The sequence below is a fragment of the Saccharopolyspora tripterygii genome, from assembly GCF_054778355.1.
Genome location: NZ_BAAGZP010000001.1, coordinates 220,424 through 236,575 on the forward strand (window position 1 = coordinate 220,424; position 16,152 = coordinate 236,575).

15 protein-coding genes are annotated in these 16,152 nt (G+C 70.3%); 9 read left to right on the forward strand and 6 right to left on the reverse strand.

All coding sequences use genetic code 11. From position 1 onward, the window contains the following. Positions 1-64 precede the first annotated feature (64 nt). A complete protein-coding gene (locus ACYVF3_RS01175) occupies positions 65-568 on the reverse strand; it encodes a methylated-DNA--[protein]-cysteine S-methyltransferase (protein ID WP_461152617.1) in 504 nt (167 codons plus the stop codon). Beyond that, positions 562-2,067 carry an AlkA N-terminal domain-containing protein gene (locus tag ACYVF3_RS01180; protein WP_461152424.1) on the reverse strand — a complete coding sequence of 502 codons (1,506 nt, stop codon included), beginning with the start codon at positions 2,065-2,067 and terminating at the stop codon, positions 562-564. Before ACYVF3_RS01180 ends, ACYVF3_RS01175 begins: the two co-directional genes overlap by 7 nt. A gap of 105 nt (positions 2,068-2,172) precedes the next feature. Between ACYVF3_RS01180 and ychF the strand changes: the two genes are divergently transcribed. Further along, positions 2,173-3,252, forward strand: a complete 1,080-nt coding sequence (ychF, locus tag ACYVF3_RS01185) for a redox-regulated ATPase YchF (RefSeq protein ID WP_461152425.1) — start codon at positions 2,173-2,175, stop codon at positions 3,250-3,252. A gap of 108 nt (positions 3,253-3,360) precedes the next feature. Here the strand turns inward: ychF and ACYVF3_RS01190 are convergent, their stop codons facing one another. Both ACYVF3_RS01190 and ACYVF3_RS01195 read right to left on the reverse strand, forming a co-directional pair. After that, the gene (locus ACYVF3_RS01190) at positions 3,361-4,182 is read right to left on the reverse strand and encodes a hypothetical protein (protein WP_461152426.1); all 822 of its coding nucleotides are present in this window, start codon (positions 4,180-4,182) and stop codon (positions 3,361-3,363) included. 320 nt (positions 4,183-4,502) lie between these two features. After that, the gene (locus ACYVF3_RS01195) at positions 4,503-7,013 is read right to left on the reverse strand and encodes an EAL domain-containing protein (protein ID WP_461152427.1); all 2,511 of its coding nucleotides are present in this window, start codon (positions 7,011-7,013) and stop codon (positions 4,503-4,505) included. 336 nt (positions 7,014-7,349) lie between these two features. Between ACYVF3_RS01195 and ACYVF3_RS01200 the strand changes: the two genes are divergently transcribed. From ACYVF3_RS01200 to ACYVF3_RS01210, 3 genes are all read left to right on the forward strand, one after another. Continuing rightward, positions 7,350-8,387: a YncE family protein gene (locus tag ACYVF3_RS01200; RefSeq protein WP_461152428.1), complete on the forward strand. Its 1,038-nt coding sequence runs from the start codon at positions 7,350-7,352 to the stop codon at positions 8,385-8,387. 177 nt (positions 8,388-8,564) lie between these two features. Further along, positions 8,565-8,762 carry a hypothetical protein gene (locus ACYVF3_RS01205; RefSeq protein WP_461152429.1) on the forward strand — a complete coding sequence of 66 codons (198 nt, stop codon included), beginning with the start codon at positions 8,565-8,567 and terminating at the stop codon, positions 8,760-8,762. A gap of 68 nt (positions 8,763-8,830) precedes the next feature. Further along, entirely contained in the window at positions 8,831-9,778 is a 948-nt protein-coding gene (locus ACYVF3_RS01210) for an FAD-dependent oxidoreductase (protein ID WP_461152430.1), read from the forward strand. On the opposite strand, the gene ACYVF3_RS01215 is transcribed toward ACYVF3_RS01210, so the two are convergent. After that, the gene (locus ACYVF3_RS01215; RefSeq protein ID WP_461152431.1) at positions 9,775-10,068 is read right to left on the reverse strand and encodes a 4a-hydroxytetrahydrobiopterin dehydratase; all 294 of its coding nucleotides are present in this window, start codon (positions 10,066-10,068) and stop codon (positions 9,775-9,777) included. The genes ACYVF3_RS01210 and ACYVF3_RS01215 overlap by 4 nt on opposite strands. A 141-nt stretch (positions 10,069-10,209) precedes the next feature. Between ACYVF3_RS01215 and ACYVF3_RS01220 the strand changes: the two genes are divergently transcribed. The 4 genes from ACYVF3_RS01220 to ACYVF3_RS01235 all read left to right on the forward strand — a co-directional run bounded on the left by ACYVF3_RS01220 (position 10,210) and on the right by ACYVF3_RS01235 (position 13,573). Continuing rightward, a complete protein-coding gene (locus ACYVF3_RS01220) occupies positions 10,210-10,893 on the forward strand; it encodes a response regulator transcription factor (protein WP_461152432.1) in 684 nt (227 codons plus the stop codon). Beyond that, positions 10,890-12,209: an ATP-binding protein gene (locus ACYVF3_RS01225; RefSeq protein ID WP_461152433.1), complete on the forward strand. Its 1,320-nt coding sequence runs from the start codon at positions 10,890-10,892 to the stop codon at positions 12,207-12,209. Before ACYVF3_RS01220 ends, ACYVF3_RS01225 begins: the two co-directional genes overlap by 4 nt. 45 nt (positions 12,210-12,254) lie before the next feature. After that, the gene (locus ACYVF3_RS01230) at positions 12,255-13,088 is read left to right on the forward strand and encodes an NUDIX domain-containing protein (protein ID WP_461152434.1); all 834 of its coding nucleotides are present in this window, start codon (positions 12,255-12,257) and stop codon (positions 13,086-13,088) included. Between the two features lie 173 nt (positions 13,089-13,261). After that, positions 13,262-13,573 carry a YciI family protein gene (locus tag ACYVF3_RS01235; protein WP_145742830.1) on the forward strand — a complete coding sequence of 104 codons (312 nt, stop codon included), beginning with the start codon at positions 13,262-13,264 and terminating at the stop codon, positions 13,571-13,573. Positions 13,574-13,616: 43 nt separating this feature from the next. On the opposite strand, the gene ACYVF3_RS01240 is transcribed toward ACYVF3_RS01235, so the two are convergent. Continuing rightward, positions 13,617-13,787: a hypothetical protein gene (locus tag ACYVF3_RS01240; RefSeq protein WP_461152435.1), complete on the reverse strand. Its 171-nt coding sequence runs from the start codon at positions 13,785-13,787 to the stop codon at positions 13,617-13,619. Positions 13,788-14,135: 348 nt separating this feature from the next. Here ACYVF3_RS01240 and typA point away from each other — a divergent pair, with 348 nt between their 5' ends. Continuing rightward, positions 14,136-16,049: a translational GTPase TypA gene (gene typA, locus ACYVF3_RS01245; RefSeq protein WP_461152436.1), complete on the forward strand. Its 1,914-nt coding sequence runs from the start codon at positions 14,136-14,138 to the stop codon at positions 16,047-16,049. Positions 16,050-16,152 lie beyond the last annotated feature (103 nt).

Below are 16,152 nucleotides of genomic sequence, written 5' to 3' on the forward strand. Positions count from 1 at the left end.
GCAGCACCCTCTCGTGCGTGGGGGTGTGGGTCGGAACAGGACGACCCGACGGATGAAGGAACTCCTAGGAGTTCTGGCGCTCGTGGGCCAGCAGCCAGCGCTTCTTGTCGGAGCCCCAGCGGAACTCGCCGACGGAGCCGTCGCTGCGCACGATCCGGTGGCAGGGCACGAACAGCGCCGCGGCGTTGCGCGAGCACGCCGTCGCGGCTGCGCGCACCGCGCGCGGTTTGCCGGTGAGACCGGCGAACTCGGAGTAGCTGAAGGGCTTTCCGGCAGGAACGGTGCGCAGCACCTTCCACGCGTGCTGCAGGTAGGGGCCGGACACCTGATGCACCGGGATGTCGTCGACGGCTTCGAGATCGCCCTCGTGGTAGGCGATGACCGCCTTGGTCACCGGGCCGAGGTCGTCGACCCGCACCAGTTCCTCGAACATCAGGGACGGGGCGACCTGCGGCAGCAGGTCGTCGGTGAAGGCCGTCCAGCCGGAGGCGAGCACGACGCCGTCGGCGTCCACCACCGCGCAGAACGGTCCCGCCGGAGTTTCCACAGTGGACCACTTGATCACGATGACTCCCAGTCTTCGAAGGGTTCTTGCCGCGTCCCGGGTTCGGGCGACGCGGGCGGCCCGGTGCTCGCGTTCTCCCACAGCAGCACGCCGGCGTAGGAGCGCCACGGGCTCCAGCGGTTGGCGTGCGCCGCGAGGGCGGTGGGGTTCTCGGGGATTCCTAGCAGCCCAGCGCCCCTCCTCAACGCGAGATCACCGGAAAGCAGCACATCGGGTGCTCCCAGCACGCGCATCGCGACGTAGCTCGACGTCCACGGTCCGACGCCCCGGATGCGCTCCAGGTCCTCGCGCAGCTCCGCCTCGTCGCGCCCGGCGTGCAGGGCGAGACGTCCGTCCGCGACCGCCACCGCCACGTCCCGCACCGTTTCCGCACGTCGCCGGGGGCCCGGCAGCGTTGCGGCCGCGTGCTCGGCGAGCGCATCGGCGGTCGGGAACAACCTGGTCACCCCACCTTCGGGGTGCGGCAGCCGTTCGCCGAGCTCGGTGACCAGCCGTTCGGTCGTCGCGCGTGCGGCGGCGACCGAGATCTGCTGCCCGATCACCGCGCGGACCACGATCTCCAGCCCGTCCACCGAGCCCGGTACGCGGACGCCGGGGGAGCGCTCGACCGAGCCGCGCAGCAGCGGATCGGAGCCGAGCACCTCACCGATCGCGACGGGGTCGGCGTCGAGGTCCAGCAGCCGGCGCAGCCTGGCCACCGCGCTGCCGAGGTCTCGCAGGTCGGAGAGTCGCACGGTGCAGGCGACGTGCTTGTCCGCGGGGCGCAGCGCGGTGGTGCCGGTGCCGTGCGGGAGGCGCAGCGACCGCGAGTACGTCCCTTCGCCGAACTCCTCCATCCCGGCCAGCGCCCGTCGCGCCAGGAAGCGCAGCACGCCCGCGATGTCGCACGGGGTCCGGAACGGCAGCCGCAGGTGGATCGTTCCGGCGCCGCTGGGCGCTCCGCGCTTCTGCCCGCGCAGTTCGGTGGGCGTCCGGCCGAAGATCTCGCGCGTGGTGTCGTTGAACTGCCGCAGGCTCGCGAAGCCCGCGGCGAACGCGACGTCGCTGAAGGAGATGTCGGTCGTCTCGATCAGCACCCGCGCCGAGTGCGCCCTGTTGGCCCGCGCCAGCCCCAGCGGACCGGCGCCGAGCTCCGAGGTGAGCACGCGGGTGAGGTGCCGCTCCGAGTATCCGAGCTGGTCGGCCAGGCCCTGCACCCCGCAGCGGTCGACGACGCCATCGCTGATCAGCCGCATCGCCCGCCCGGCGAGGTCGGCCCGCAGGTCCCACTCGGGAGACCCCGGCACGGCGTCGGGCAAGCAGCGGCGGCACGCCCGGTACCCGGCGGACTGCGCGGCGGCGGCCGTCGGGTAGAACTCGCTGTTCGCGCGCTTGGGCGTGCGCGCCGGGCAGGACGGTCGGCAGTAGATGCCGGTCGACCGCACGGCGTGGATGAAGCAGCCGTCGAACCGCGCGTCGCGCGCGGCCACGGCCCTGAACGCATCCTCTGTTCCCACCAGCACGTCATCGATGCTGCCAGCGCGAAGCGGCCGTTCCTAGCGGGAATCGGACACGGTGGGGACGACCGGGCCCGATGCTCCGGGAGCGGAACGCCTAAAATCCCCGGCGTGAGTCTCACCCTCGGAATCGTCGGTCTGCCCAACGTCGGCAAGTCCACCCTGTTCAACGCGCTGACCAGCAACGACGCGCTCGCGGCGAACTACCCGTTCGCCACCATCGAGCCGAACGTCGGCGTGGTGCCGCTTCCGGACGTCCGGCTGGACAAGCTGGCCGAGGTGTTCGGTTCCGCCAAGACGGTGCCCGCCTCGGTGTCGTTCGTCGACATCGCAGGCCTGGTCAAGGGTGCGTCCGAGGGGCAGGGCCTGGGCAACAAGTTCCTCGCCAACATCCGCGAGGCCGACGCGATCTGCCAGGTCATCCGCGTCTTCGACGACCCGGACGTGGTGCACGTCGACGGGCGGATCGACCCGTCCAGCGACATCGAGACGATCAACACCGAGCTGATCCTCGCCGACATGCAGACGCTGGAGAAGGCGCTGCCCAGGCTGGAGAAGGAAGCTCGCACGAACAAGGACAAGCGTCCCGGGCTGGAGGCCGTCAAGAAGGCCCAGACGATCCTGGAGGACGGCAAGACGCTGTTCTCCGCAGGCATCGGCAAGGACGACCCGGATCTGCGCGAGCTCAACCTGCTGACCACCAAGCCGTTCCTGTACGTGTTCAACGCGGACGAGGGCGTGCTGGCCGACGAGGCCAAGCAGAAGGAGCTGCGCGAGCTGATCGCCCCGGCCGACGCGGTGTTCCTGGACGCCAAGGTCGAGGCGGAGCTCATGGAGCTCGACGAGGAGTCGCAGCGCGAGCTGCTGGAGTCCATCGGTCAGGAGGAGCCGGGCCTCAACGCCCTGGCCCGCGCCGGCTTCCACACCCTCGGCCTGCAGACCTACCTCACGGCAGGCCCGAAGGAGGCCCGCGCCTGGACGATCCCGCAGGGCGCGAGCGCCCCGCAGGCCGCGGGCGTCATCCACACCGACTTCGAGCGCGGCTTCATCAAGGCCGAGATCGTCTCCTACGACGACCTCATGGCGGCGGGCTCCATGGCCGACGCCAAGTCCGCGGGCAAGGTCCGCATGGAGGGCAAGGACTACACGATGGCCGACGGCGACGTCGTGGAATTCAGGTTCAACGTCTGAACCACCCCTGTTCTCGCTGTTCAGCACGTTATGCGTCCGGCTCGTTCGTCAGTAGGCGGAAGCCGATCTGGGTGACGAACAGCCGGCGTACCGGGGTCGGGTGTGCGGTTACCAGATCAGCGGTGCGGGCCGCGTACGCGTGGTCTCGGTCAGCGGCTTGATGGTGGCCTGGAGCGGGGGAACCCGATCGCGGAGCACGGCGATGCCCAGCGGGATGAAGACCACGCAGACCGCGACGCCGCCGCCGAGGACGCCGAAGACGAGGTCGCTCCGCTTGAGCACGCCCATGAAGACCCAGCCGAATGACAGCAGCAGGGCGCCCCGTCCGAGGCCGATGGTGCCCGCCCGGAAGGCGCCGATCACCAGCAGCACGATGCCGACGATCGCGCCCAGCGCGGCGGTGACCGGGATCCTCCACGGCCCGTAGGACAGCTCCCCGTACGAGTGCAGCACGACCTGGCTGGCCTGGTGCAGGCCGAGTGTGTCGACCAGCTGGAACGCCGTCAGTTCGACGCCGTAGTAGTAGAGCCGGGCGAATAGCGAGCTGACGAAGATGGTGCCGCCCCACCACCCCAGTCGCGGACAGCGGGCGGCCACGATCCGGGCGAAGGTCAGAACCGCGGGGAACAGGAGGATCGTTCCACCCGCGAACAAGGCGTAGCCCGCCGTCACCAGCGCGGGATCCTGGGCGTAGGCGGCCAACTCGCGCGGGGCGGAGAAGTTCTGCGCATCGAAGTGCGCGCGTTGCTCGGGGGTGAGGCCGGAGACCTCGATGGCGAGGTAGCGCACCAGCAGGCCGGCGAACCACACCAACGGGCCGATGATCATCGTCGTACCACCGATGATCCTGCCCGGCACCCACGCGTTGGTGTGCTCCTGAACTGGTCGGAAGCCCTTCGGACGCAGCGATTCGAACGGCGCTCGTGTCATGGCCACAAAGAGTATTGGCACGGAGCATCCGCTGTGATCGAGTTGTTCAAAGACGGGCCACGCTACGGCTTCTTCGGGGCGACGAATGTGCCCTTCCCCGAGAGGACCCGCGCTGACCTTCCATGTCGAGATCGCGCACCCGCACGTCCTCGCCGCATTCCGGGTCGTGCAACGAGCGGGACGTCCCGCATCCACCTCCGAAGCCGCGCGCCTGGGGTCTGACCTGGGCATGTCCCAGTTTTAGTCCAAACCGAGCCATGATCATGCCCGAAATGTCGGCTCAATTATGGCTAGAACTGGGACTTGTGCTCCCGAAGGGGTCACTCCGCCGGGGTGCCGAGGGGAGGGGCGAGGAGTTGGTCGAGGGAGGTGGGTTTGCTCAGGTAGAAGCCCTGGGCGTGGTCGCAGCCGAGGTCCTTGAGGATGTCGAACTGCTCGCCCGTTTCGACGCCTTCGGCCACGACGTCGAGGCCGATCGCGTGGGCCATGCTCACGATGCTGGTGACGATGATCCGCAGTTCCTCCGAGTCGCCGAGGTCCGTGATGAAGGAGCGGTCGATCTTGAGGGTGTCCAGCGGGAGCCGCCGGAGCTGCGCCAACGAGGAGTAGCCGGTGCCGAAGTCGTCGATCGCCAGCAACACCCCCAGCTCGCGCAGCGCGTTGAGTACCCGTGCCGCCGCCGTCGGGTCGTGCATGATCGTCTCCTCGGTGACTTCGAGGCACAGGGCGTGAGCGGGCAGGCCCGAGTCCTCCAGGGCGTGCTGCACGAGCGCCTGCAGGTGGGGATCGTCGAGCTGGCGCGGTGAGAGGTTCGCGTTGAGGCCCACGTCGACCTGGTGGCGCTCGCGTTCGGCGGCGAGCTGGGCGGTGGCCGTGCGCAGCATGTGGGCGCTGATCGGGTTGATCAGCCCGCTGCCCTCGGCGACCGGGATGAACTCGCTCGGCGGAACCGGCCCGTGGACCGGGTGCTGCCACCGCAGCAGTCCCTCCACCGACACGGTGCGATCCGAGCGCAGATCGACGACGGGCTGGTAGGCGACCCAGAGCTGGTCCCGCCGCACCGCGTGGCGCAGGTCCTGCTCCAGGTCCATGCGCCGCTGCACGCCCTTGCGGAGCTCGACGTCGAAGTAGGCGTAGCACCCGCCGCCTCGCGTCTTGGCCTGGTACATCGCCACGTCGGCATCGCGCAGGAGGTCCTGGCCGGACCGGTCGTCGCCGGGTTCGGACACCACGATCCCGATGCTGCCGTTGAGGTGCAGCTGCCTGCCCTGCGCCCGAATCGGTTCGGTCATCGCTGCGAGCAGACGCCCGCAGCGATGCCCGAGCGTGTCGTGGTCGGTCTCGTCGTGGGCGAGGACCACGAACTCGTCCCCGCCGAGCCGGCCCACCAGGTCCTCCAGGGGCGTCGCGTGGACGAGCCGCTGGCTGACGTCGCGCACCACCTCGTCCCCGACGCCGTGCCCGAGCGAATCGTTGATGATCTTGAAGTTGTCCAGGTCGAGGAACAGCACGGAGATCGAACGGCCCTGCTGCTTCGCGTGCTCGATGTGGCGCAGCACCAGCGTGCGGTTGGCCAGACCGGTCAGCGGGTCGTGCGTCGCCTCGTGCTCCAGGCGGCTCTGGGCGGCGCGGCTCTCGGTGATGTCGACGAACGACATGACGACCTTGTACGGCACGCCCTCCGCCGTGTTGAGCGCCCGCGAGGTCACCGCCAGCCACGCGCTGCTGCCGTCCGCCCGGGCGAGACGGACGACCTGGGAGTTCACCCCGTCGCCCGGCCATTGGGACCAGTCCCCGGGTTGTAGGGCGGTCCCGGACTCGTCGAACACGGGCCAGGCGTCGAGCGAGGAACCGATGATCCCGGACTCCGCGAAGATCCGTTGGGCAGCGGGGTTGGCGGATTCGATGACCGCGTGCGAGTCGAGCACGATGACACCCTCGTCGAGCGCGTCGACCACGATCTCGAAGTCCTGCTCCGCGCGGCGGCGCTCCGCCTTCTCGTGACGGGCCAGCTCCTCCTGCATCTGCGCGACGTGCCGCGTGTCGCTGAGGATGCGGGTGCGCATCGCCTCCACCGCGCGTGCGACCGCGGTCAGCTCCAGCGGGCCCGACTCGTGGACGGTTCGGTCGAGGTCGCCCTCCGACACCTGGTTGACCTGCGACACGAGCGTGCGCAAGGGGCGGGCGAGGGACTTGCGGAGCAGGAGGATGACCGCGGCCCACACGATGAGGCCGGCCACGGCGAGCGCAGCGGTGAGCCAGTTCGCCGCGATCCGCGCAGCGCCGGCCCGCTTCGCCTCCACCTCCGCGATCTCGTTGACCCGGGTGCGCAGCTCGAACAGCTCGGCGCGCAGCTCGTCCGCGCGCTCCTCCTCGGACTCCCGCTCCTGGGGGGTGAGCTTCGACGGGCCCGGGGTGCGGTTGCGCGAGATCAGCGGCTCGACGGACTGCTCGTGCCACCTCCGCGCGGCGGAGGCGACGTCGCGCACCAGCTTGTGCACCACGGGATCGCCCGCGAGGTGGCGGCCCAAGGAGTCCTGCAGGTGGGCGGCGTTGGCCTGGCCGAGCGCGTAGTCGGTGAGGAACGAGGCGTCGTCGGTCAGCAGGAACGCCCGCACCCGGTTCTCCTGGTCGGAGTAGGCGGTGATGAGCTGGGCGGTCTCGGTCTGCGCAGGCACGATCCTGTTGATCAGGTTGTCCGTCGAGGCCTCGACCCGCTGCCGCAGGGCGAACGTGGCGCCGGTGATCACCACGCTCACCACGAGGAGGGCTCCGACGAGCACGTAGACGCGCCGCAGCAGGGAGAACCGTCCTCGCCGTCGCAGATCCACGGGTCGAGTATGCGAGAACCCCGAGCTCACGACACTTCTGCTCAGCGCGTGCGTCCTGGCGCCGCAATCGGGGCGCTCCCCGGCGGGACGTGCGCCGCGCACACCCACTCGGGTGAGTCCTGGGGTCCCGTGGGCAGTTTTGGTCCGAACCGACCCATGATCATGTCCGTTGTGCCCGGTCAATTCGGACCAAAACTGCCCATCACCGCACCCCCGCGCCTCCGCTGATCTAGCGTCCCTGCCGGACTCGGCGCGAATCCGGGCTCGGCGCGAACGTCGGGTCGAGGGTGAACCCGGGGGACGAGGGCGCGCTCGGGGTGGCGAGAGGTGGATGGCGTGGAGAGCAGGCGGACCGTGCTGCGGGCGATGGGTGGCGGACTGCTGGCCGCGGGGGTCGCCGCGACGCTGAGCGCACCCGGCGCGGCCGCAGCGGGCGGAGCTCGCCGGGAGGTCGCGGGGACGCTCCTGGTCGTGGAGAAGAGCGGTCACGCGGTGGCGTTCCACGACGTCGCGACCGGGGACCTGCTGCACCGGATCCCGCTGGAGCGGTACCCGCACGAGATGGTGGTCGACAGCGCCCGCCGGTACGCCTACATCGGGCACTACGGGGTGCGGATGTCCGGCGACCCGGGCGTGGGCGGCACGAGCGTGTTCGTCATCGACCTCGCCGCCCGCGCACTGGTGCGGACGATCGACCTCAGCCCGTTCAACCGCCTGCACGGCATCGCGATCGACGACCAGGACCGCCTCCACGTGCTCAGCGAGGAGAAGGGCGTTCTGCTGCGGATCGACGACCCGGCGAACGCCGAAGGGCCGACCGGCGCGGTGGACACCGGAGGCATCAAGACGCACATGGTCGTGGTGAACCGGGCGGGATCGCGCGCCTACGTCACCGGCCTGCTGTCGCACACGGTCAGCCTCGTCGACCCGCGCGACGCCTCGGTTCCGCCGATCGTCGCCTCTCCCGGGCGGCTGCCCGAGAGCTGTGCCCTGAGCGAGGACGAGCGCGTCCTGTACGTGGGTGCGCGCGAGGACCGGGCGCTCGTCGTGCTCGACGCCCGGACTCTGCTGGAGACGCAGCGGGTTCCGGTGCCGGGAGATCCGCTGCGGGTCTACGTGATTCCCGGCGACGGCGACGTGCTGACGACCGATATCGAGAACCGGACCGTCACCCGCTGCCGGCCCGACCTCGGCGAAGTGCGGTCGATCGCCTTCCGCGGCACCCCGGCGGGCATCTCGTTCCACCCCGCGGAACCGACGGCGTTCGTCACCCTGCTGGACGTCAACGAGGTCGCGGTCCTCGACCTCAGGTCGTTCACGGTCACCGCGACCATCGCCACCGGCGAGGAACCCGACGTCACCGCGCTGATCTGAAGGCGCCGGTCCGGTGGTCCGGGGGGCGGTGCCGGGGTGGTCCGTCCGGCCTCGGCGGATTCTCCTGAGCCGTCGGCGTACATCTACTCACCGCGAGAACGTTCTTCAACGCTGCCCTGACAACCCACCTGACCTGCACTATTGCAGTACGACCGAGGTTGGGGCGGGGTGAAGGTGATGATCGAGGAGAACCGGAGGATCGGGAGGCCGATGTGCCGTTCGGCGAACTTCGCCGTGGTGCTGAGAGAAGCGCAGTGGGAGCTCGACCGGGTGGCCTTCCGGCTGCCCAGGGGCGAGGTCTCCCGGAGTGAGAGGCACAGGCTCGCCGACGCCTTGGCCGAACTGGCCGAGGTGCTCAGGGACTACGAGGGATGACCGGCCGCCGGGTGAAACCGGGCCTGAAGAGGGTCCCACCCGGCAGCGGGGCTGCTAGCGTCGGACGCGTGAGTCCGGTACTCGTGATCGGTGCGGGTGTGCACGGCCTGACCTGCGGCGTCGTTCTCGCCGAAGCGGGTCGGCAGGTGTTGATCCGCACCGCTGAGCGCCCCCGCGAGACCACCTCGGCGGTGGCCGGGGCGATGTGGGGCCCGGCCCGGCTCAAGCCTGCGGACCGAGTACTCTACTGGGCGACCCTCTCGCACGCCGAGTTCACCGCGCTGGCGCGCGACGAGAACTCCGGCGTGCACCTGGCCCCGGGCCGGATGGCCGCGCGGTTCGATCTCGGCGACGTCGTCCCTCCCGAGACCAAGCTCGTCCCGGACCTGCGCCGATGCGATGAGCACGAGCTTCCCGACGGGTTCGTCTGGGGCTGCAGCGCCACCGTCCCGCTGATCGACATGCCGCGCTACCTCGACCACCTGCTCGCCAGGTTCCAGGCGGCGGGCGGCGAGATCCGGCTGGGGCCGGTGCAGTCGCTGGCCGACGCCGCCGCCGAATCCGCCACGGTCGTCAACTGCACCGGCGTCGGCGCTCACGAGCTGGTCGGCGACCCCGGCGTGCACCCGGTCCTCGGCCAGCACGTCGTGGTGCGCAACCCGGGCATCGACGAGTACTTCATCGAGCTCAGCGAGGGAGGCGAGTTCACGTCCTGGATGCCGCACGGCGACCGGGTCGTGCTCGGCGGCGTCTCCCTGGAGCACGACTGGCGGCGGACACCGCGAGCCGACCTCAGCGCCGGGATCCGGCGCCGCGTCGCCGCGCTCGAACCCCGGCTGGCGGATGCCGAAGTCCTGGAGGAGACCGTCGGGCTGCGGCCGGGCCGGGAGTCCGTCCGCGTCGAGGTCGAGCGCTACGAAGGCGCCCGGATCATCCACGACTACGGCCACGCCGGCAGCGGCGTCGGGCTCTCCTGGGGATGCGCCTACGAGGTCGCAGACCTCGTCGAGGGTTAGCCGAACTGCTCGACGACGGTGTCGATCTCCTGGGCGAGGGAGGTGTCGTTGCCGGTGAGGCCGCCCTTGTAGTGGGTGGAGAGGTAGAAGGTGACCGTCTTGTAGCGGATGTCGATGTCGGGGTGGTGGTTCTCGGACTCGGCGATCTCGGCGATGCGCGTGACTGCCTGGATGGCCTGCGGGAACCCGGGGAAGTCGACCTCGCGGACGATCGTGTCGCCGTCCCGGTGCCACTTCGGCAGGTGCTCCAGCGCCTCGGAGATCTGCGCGTCGGTGAGGAGTTCGGTCATGCCCTCATGGTGCCTGAGCGAGCACGTTCCGACCGCTCGCGGCGTGCCCAGTCTGAGATCGAGCTGAGAATCGGACGGATCACCGTGAGAAGGCCCTGAGACGGGTGCTCCGGGCGGGTCCCGATCGGCATGCTGGTCACCATGTTGCCTCGGGTTCTGGTGGTCGACGACGAGCCGGGAGTGCGGACCGCCCTGCGCCGCGGACTGACCGCGGAAGGCATGGAGGTCAGCGTCGCCGCCGACGGGACCGAAGCGCTGCGCCTGGCCACGACCGGCGCCTTCGACGTGGTGCTGCTCGACGTCATGCTGCCCGGCATGTCCGGTTATCGGGTGCTGGAGCGGATGCGCGAGCAGGACGTGGCCACGCCGGTCCTGCTGATCTCGGCCAAGAGCGGCGAGGTCGACCAGGCCGACGGGCTCGATCTCGGTGCCGACGGCTACCTGGTCAAACCCTTCTCCTTCCTGGTGCTGGTCGCCCAGGTGCGGGCGCTGCTGCGGCGCCGCGACAACGCCGGTCAGCAGGCGTGCCTGCGCGTGGGAGCGCTGGAGATCGACCGCAGCAACCGCGAGGTGCACTGGGACGGGCGGCCGGTGACGCTCTCCCCGCGCGAGTTCGGCCTGCTGGTCGCGCTGGCCAGCCACCCGGAGTCGGTGGTGCCCAAGGACGACCTGCTGCGGATGGTCTGGGGCGAGGAGCAGTTCGTCACCCGCAACGTCGTCGAGGTCTACGTCGGTTACCTGCGGCGCAAACTCACCGCCGTGGGAGCGGGCGAGCTCGTGCAGACCGTGCGCGGGCAGGGCTACCGGGTCAGCGCCGACGCATGATCCGGACGCTGCGCGTGTGGTGGCAGCGCCGCACCATCCAGTTCCGCACCAGCGTCGTGGCCGCCGTCGTCGCGCTGATCGGTCTGAGCGTCGTCGCGCACGCCGGGGCCGGCATCGTCAGCTGGCTGCTGATCGACTCCGTGGACGCCGACCTCAAGCGCATCGCGGGCGGCACGGCGAGCCAGGTCGCCTCGGGCCGCCCGCACCTGCCGCGTCCCGACGTGCGGGTGCTGGGCGCCGACGGGGAGCCGGTGGACGGCCTGCCCAGCACCAACCTGGGCGAATCGCAGATCGCGGAGCTGCGGGCCGGCAGCGGAGTCCTCGACTTCGTGGCGCCCGCGGAGCTGCACCGCTGGCGCGGCGTGGCGGTCACCGATTCCGGCGGGCGCCACCTGCTGGTGGCCGCCGAGTCCCGCCTGGTCGGCTTCGCCGACACCGCCGGTCGCACCGGGAAGCTGCTCGGTTTCGGATCGGTGATCGCGGCGGCGCTCGTCGGTTTCGCGACCTGGTTGGTCGTGCACCGGTCGCTGCGCCCGGTGGATCGGATCCGCAGCGCCGCGGCAGGCCTTCCCGAGGGCGAGCGGCTGCCGGTGCCCGAAGCCGCCGATGAGATCCGCGCGCTGGCCGAGGAGCTCAACGCGATGCTGGCGAGGCGGGACGCCGACACCGAGCGGTTGCGGCGCTTCACCGGTGACGCCGCCCACGAGCTGCGCAACCCGGTCGCCTCCATCCGGGCCCAGGCCGAGGTCGCCGTGATGCACCCGGATCCGGAGATCGCCCACGAGACGCTGCAGGACATCGCAGGCGAAGCGCAGCGGCTGTCCACCCTGGTCGAGAGCCTGTTGGCGCTGGCCAGAGCGGAACGCGAGGTGGAACCGGCCGGACCCGTGGACCTGGCCTCGGCCGTGCGCACCGCGGCGGAACGGCTCGGCACGGACATCGACGCGGACCTGCCGGAGGGACCGGTGCTCGTGCTCGCCGCGCCCGCCGAGGTCTCGACCGCGGTGGAGAACATCATCGGCAACGCGCTGCGCTACGGCCGGACGCTGGTGCGCGCGTCGGTGCAGGCCGAGCCCGGGATGGGCGTGCGGCTGCTGGTCGACGACGACGGGCCCGGCATCCCGCCCGAGCACCGAGCCCGCGTCTTCGACCGCTTCTACCGGGTCGAGCCGGACAGGGCTCGCAGCACGGGCGGCGCCGGGTTGGGGCTCGCCCTGGCTGCCGAGGCCGTGCGCAGGCGCGGCGGGTCGGTGCGGGCGGGGGAGTCGCCGGAGGGCGGCGCCCGCATCGAGGTCCGCTGGCCTTCCGCTCCCTGACATCCGGCAAGATTCACCGGCGTGGCGGTTCTGCGGAGTACCGGGTTGATCGAGGCACCACTGGCCACCGTGGGAGCCGCGCTGCGGCACACCCGCACGGCCGAGACGGGGCTCGCCGGTCTGGGCGTTCACGGCCGGGCGCTGACCGGACCGGATTCGCTGCTCGTGCCCGGTGATGAACTCGCGTTCCGCCTCGCGGCGTTCACCCTCACCACCCGGATCACGCGCGCGGACGCCGACGGGGTGGGATCGGTGCTGGTCTCCGGGCCGCTGCGCGTCCTGCAGCACGAGATGGTCCTGGCCCAGGTCGGCCCGCGGACGCTGCTCACCGATTCGGTGCGCTGGACCAGCCCGCTCGGCGCGCTGGGCAGGCTCGGCGACGTGGCACTCGGCCGTCGCCTGGTGCTCGACGTGCTGGCGGCCCGCATCCGGGCGGTCCGCGCGCTCGCCGAGTCCTGGGCGAACCGGCAGGTCGTCGTCGGGACCGCGATCGTGTGCGGAGGCCGGCTGCTCGCCCAGCAGCGCGGTTATCCGCCGGCGCACGCCGGTCGCTGGGAGCTCCCGGGAGGGCGGGTCGAACCGGGCGAGACCGAGCCGGAGGCGGTGATCCGCGAATGCCGCGAGGAGCTCGGTGTGGACGTGCGGCCCACCGGCAGGCTGGGCACCGACGTCCCGCTGGATAACGGGATGCTCCTGCGCATCCACACCGCCGAGCTCGCCGACCCGTCCCAGCAGCCTCGCGCCGTCGAGCACCGGGACGTCCGCTGGGTGGCGCCCGGCGAGCTCGCGTGCCTCGACTGGCTGGAAACCGACCGCGTCCTGGTCCACTCGCTGAAGCGATTCCTCGACGACGCGAACGCGGTCAGCCCGGAGCCGTGAGGCGACCTGCCGGCGTCGCCGGACGGGAGCCCAGTCGATTGGTCTGAGCGAGTGAGTCGGTTCGGGCGGTGTGCGGGGGAGTGTGCCGAGAAGTCTGCTTTTGGGAATTGTCGATCAGGGCCAATGGATGAATATGATCGGCAAGAGGGGGTTCGCGGAGTTACATTGAAAGAATGTTTGTAGTGCTGCTGCAATACACCGCGCCAGAATCGGATATCGACGCCCAACTGGTAGATCACTACGAATGGGTCGCCCAGCATTACGACGCAGGCGACTTCATCGCCGCCGGTCACCGGCACCCCCGCAACGGGGCGGTGATCATCGCTCGGGCGATGTCCCGCGGCAGGCTGGACGCCATCCTGGCGACCGACCCGTTCGCCCTGCACAAACTGGTCCGGTACGAGGTGATCGAGTTCCAGGCCCTGCGCACGATCCCCGAGCTGGCGGCCTACGCCGACCCGTTGAAGGCCGCTGCCCAGCGCTAGCGGTCCACGTCCTGCGAGCTGCGGCCCCGAGGCCGCGGCCAGGTCACTTCGCGTCCTTTTTCTTGCCCTGCTTCTTGGCCTTCTTCTGCGCCTTTTTGGCCTCGGCCGCTTTCTGCTCCTTGAGCATTGTGCGCAGAGCCACGATGGGGCAGCTCTTGCACGGTGGTTGCGAGTGGCAACATTTCTTCTTGACCTTGATGGTGCCTTTGCCCACGGTGCTTCTTTCCGGCGCGGAGTCGGTCGTCGCGGCCGAGCGTAGGTGAACCTAACCCGAGCTGGCGAACTTGATGTTCGCGCGCTGTTCGCTGTTGCGCTGCGCACGTGCGCGCCGGTCCCCGGGATGCTTGCACTACCCTGAAGGGGGCCGCGTGTCGATGTAGCGCCCCCACAACCTGTGGGGTGCCGCCCGAAATGAGCTCCGCAGCAGCGGGCAGTGGAGCCGCGGCCGGTGCCTGGCGAGTCAGGTGCCGTGCGGGAGAACCGCACCCGGTGCCATCGCCCAGCGGTGCATCACATCGACGAACCGCAGAGCCATTTCCGCGCCGATCCATGGAGTACCCGCGTGTCCGCCACCAGCGTCGCCGCCCCCACGCGCAGTGATCTGCGCAACGTAGCCATTGTCGCGCACGTCGACCACGGCAAGACCACCTTGGTTGACGCGATGCTGCGCCAGTCCGGTGCCTTCTCCGAGCGCGCCGAGCTCGTCGACCGCGTCATGGACTCCAACGACCTGGAGCGTGAGAAGGGCATCACGATCCTGGCGAAGAACACCGCCATCCGCCGGGAGACCGACGACGGCCCGGTCACCATCAACGTCGTCGACACGCCCGGCCACGCCGACTTCGGCGGCGAGGTGGAGCGCGCGCTGTCCATGGTCGACGGCGTGACCCTGCTCGTCGACGCCAGTGAAGGCCCGCTGCCGCAGACCCGCTTCGTGCTGCGCAAGGCGCTGGCCGCGAAGCTGCCGGTCATCCTGGTCGTCAACAAGGTCGACCGCCCCGACGCCCGCTGCGCCGAGGTCGTCGAAGAGGCCCACGACCTGCTGCTGGAGCTCGCCAGCGAGCTCGACGGCGAGGTCGACCTCGACATGGAGTCGATCCTCGACCTGCCGGTCGTCTACGCCTCCGCCCGCGCCGGCCGCGCCTCCCTGGAGCAGCCGGTCGACGGCGAGCTGCCCGCCGAGGAGAACCTGGACTCGCTGTTCAAGGTCCTGCTCGAACACGTGCCCGCGCCGATCGCCGACTTCGACTCGCCGCTGAGCGCGCTGGTCACCAACCTCGACGCCTCGTCGTTCCTGGGTCGCATCGGCCTGTGCCGGATCCACTCCGGCACCATCCGCAAGGGTCAGACCGTCGGCTGGTGCCGCGAGGACGGCTCCGTCGAGAAGGTCCGCCTCACCGAGCTGCTGATCACCGAGAACCTCACCCGCGTTCCCGCCGAGCAGGCGTCCGCGGGCGACCTGGTGGCCATCGCGGGCGTTCCGGACATCACCATCGGTGACACCCTCACCGACCCCGACGACCCGAAGCCGCTGCCGCGCATCACCGTGGACGACCCGGCGATCTCGATGACCATCGGTGTCAACACCTCGCCGCTGACCGGCCGCAACGGCGGCACCAAGATCACCGCCCGGCAGGTCAAGTCCCGCCTGGACTCCGAGCTGATCGGCAACGTCAGCATGAAGGTGCTGCCGACCGAGAAGCCCGACGCCTGGGAGGTCCAGGGCCGTGGTGAGCTGGCGCTGGCGATCCTGGTCGAGAACATGCGCCGCGAGGGCTTCGAGCTGACCGTCGGCAAGCCGCAGGTGGTCACCAAGACCATCGACGGCAAGCTGTGCGAGCCGTTCGAGCGGCTGACCATCGACGCTCCCGAGGAGCACCTCGGCGCCGTCACGCAGCTGCTGGCCAGCCGCAAGGGCCGCATGGAGACCATGGACGGGCACGGCACGGGCCGCATCAAGCTCGTCTACGTGATCCCGGCGCGCGGCCTCATCGGGTTCCGCACCGAGTTCCTCACCGAGACCCGGGGCACCGGCATCGCCAACCACGTCTTCGAGGGCTACGACCAGTGGGTGGGCGAACTGCGCACCCGGCACAGCGGCTCCTTGGTCGCCGACCGCTCCGGCCCGGCCACCAACTACGCGCTGCTGCAGCTGGCCGACCGCGGGTCGTTCTTCGTGCAGCCGACCAACGAGGTCTACGAGGGCATGGTCGTGGGCGAGAACCCGCGCGCCGAGGACCTCGACGTGAACATCACCAAGGAGAAGAAGCTCACCAACATGCGGTCCTCGACCGCCGACGAGCTGGAGAAGCTGGCCAAGCCGCGCACCCTCTCGCTGGAGGAGGCGCTGGAGTTCTGCTCCGGCGACGAGTGCGTCGAGATCGGACCGGAGGCCATCCGTGTCCGCAAGATCACCCTGGACAGCACCACTCGCGGACGCGAGCGCTCCCGCCAGAAGGCCCGCGACAACGGCTGATCTTGTCGGTGGGGTGGGGAAGTTTTCATGAGAACTTCCCCACCCCAACCACCCCTCCGGCACCGAGTGGTGGGTCGGTACGTGCCTGACCGTGCGGGTCTCA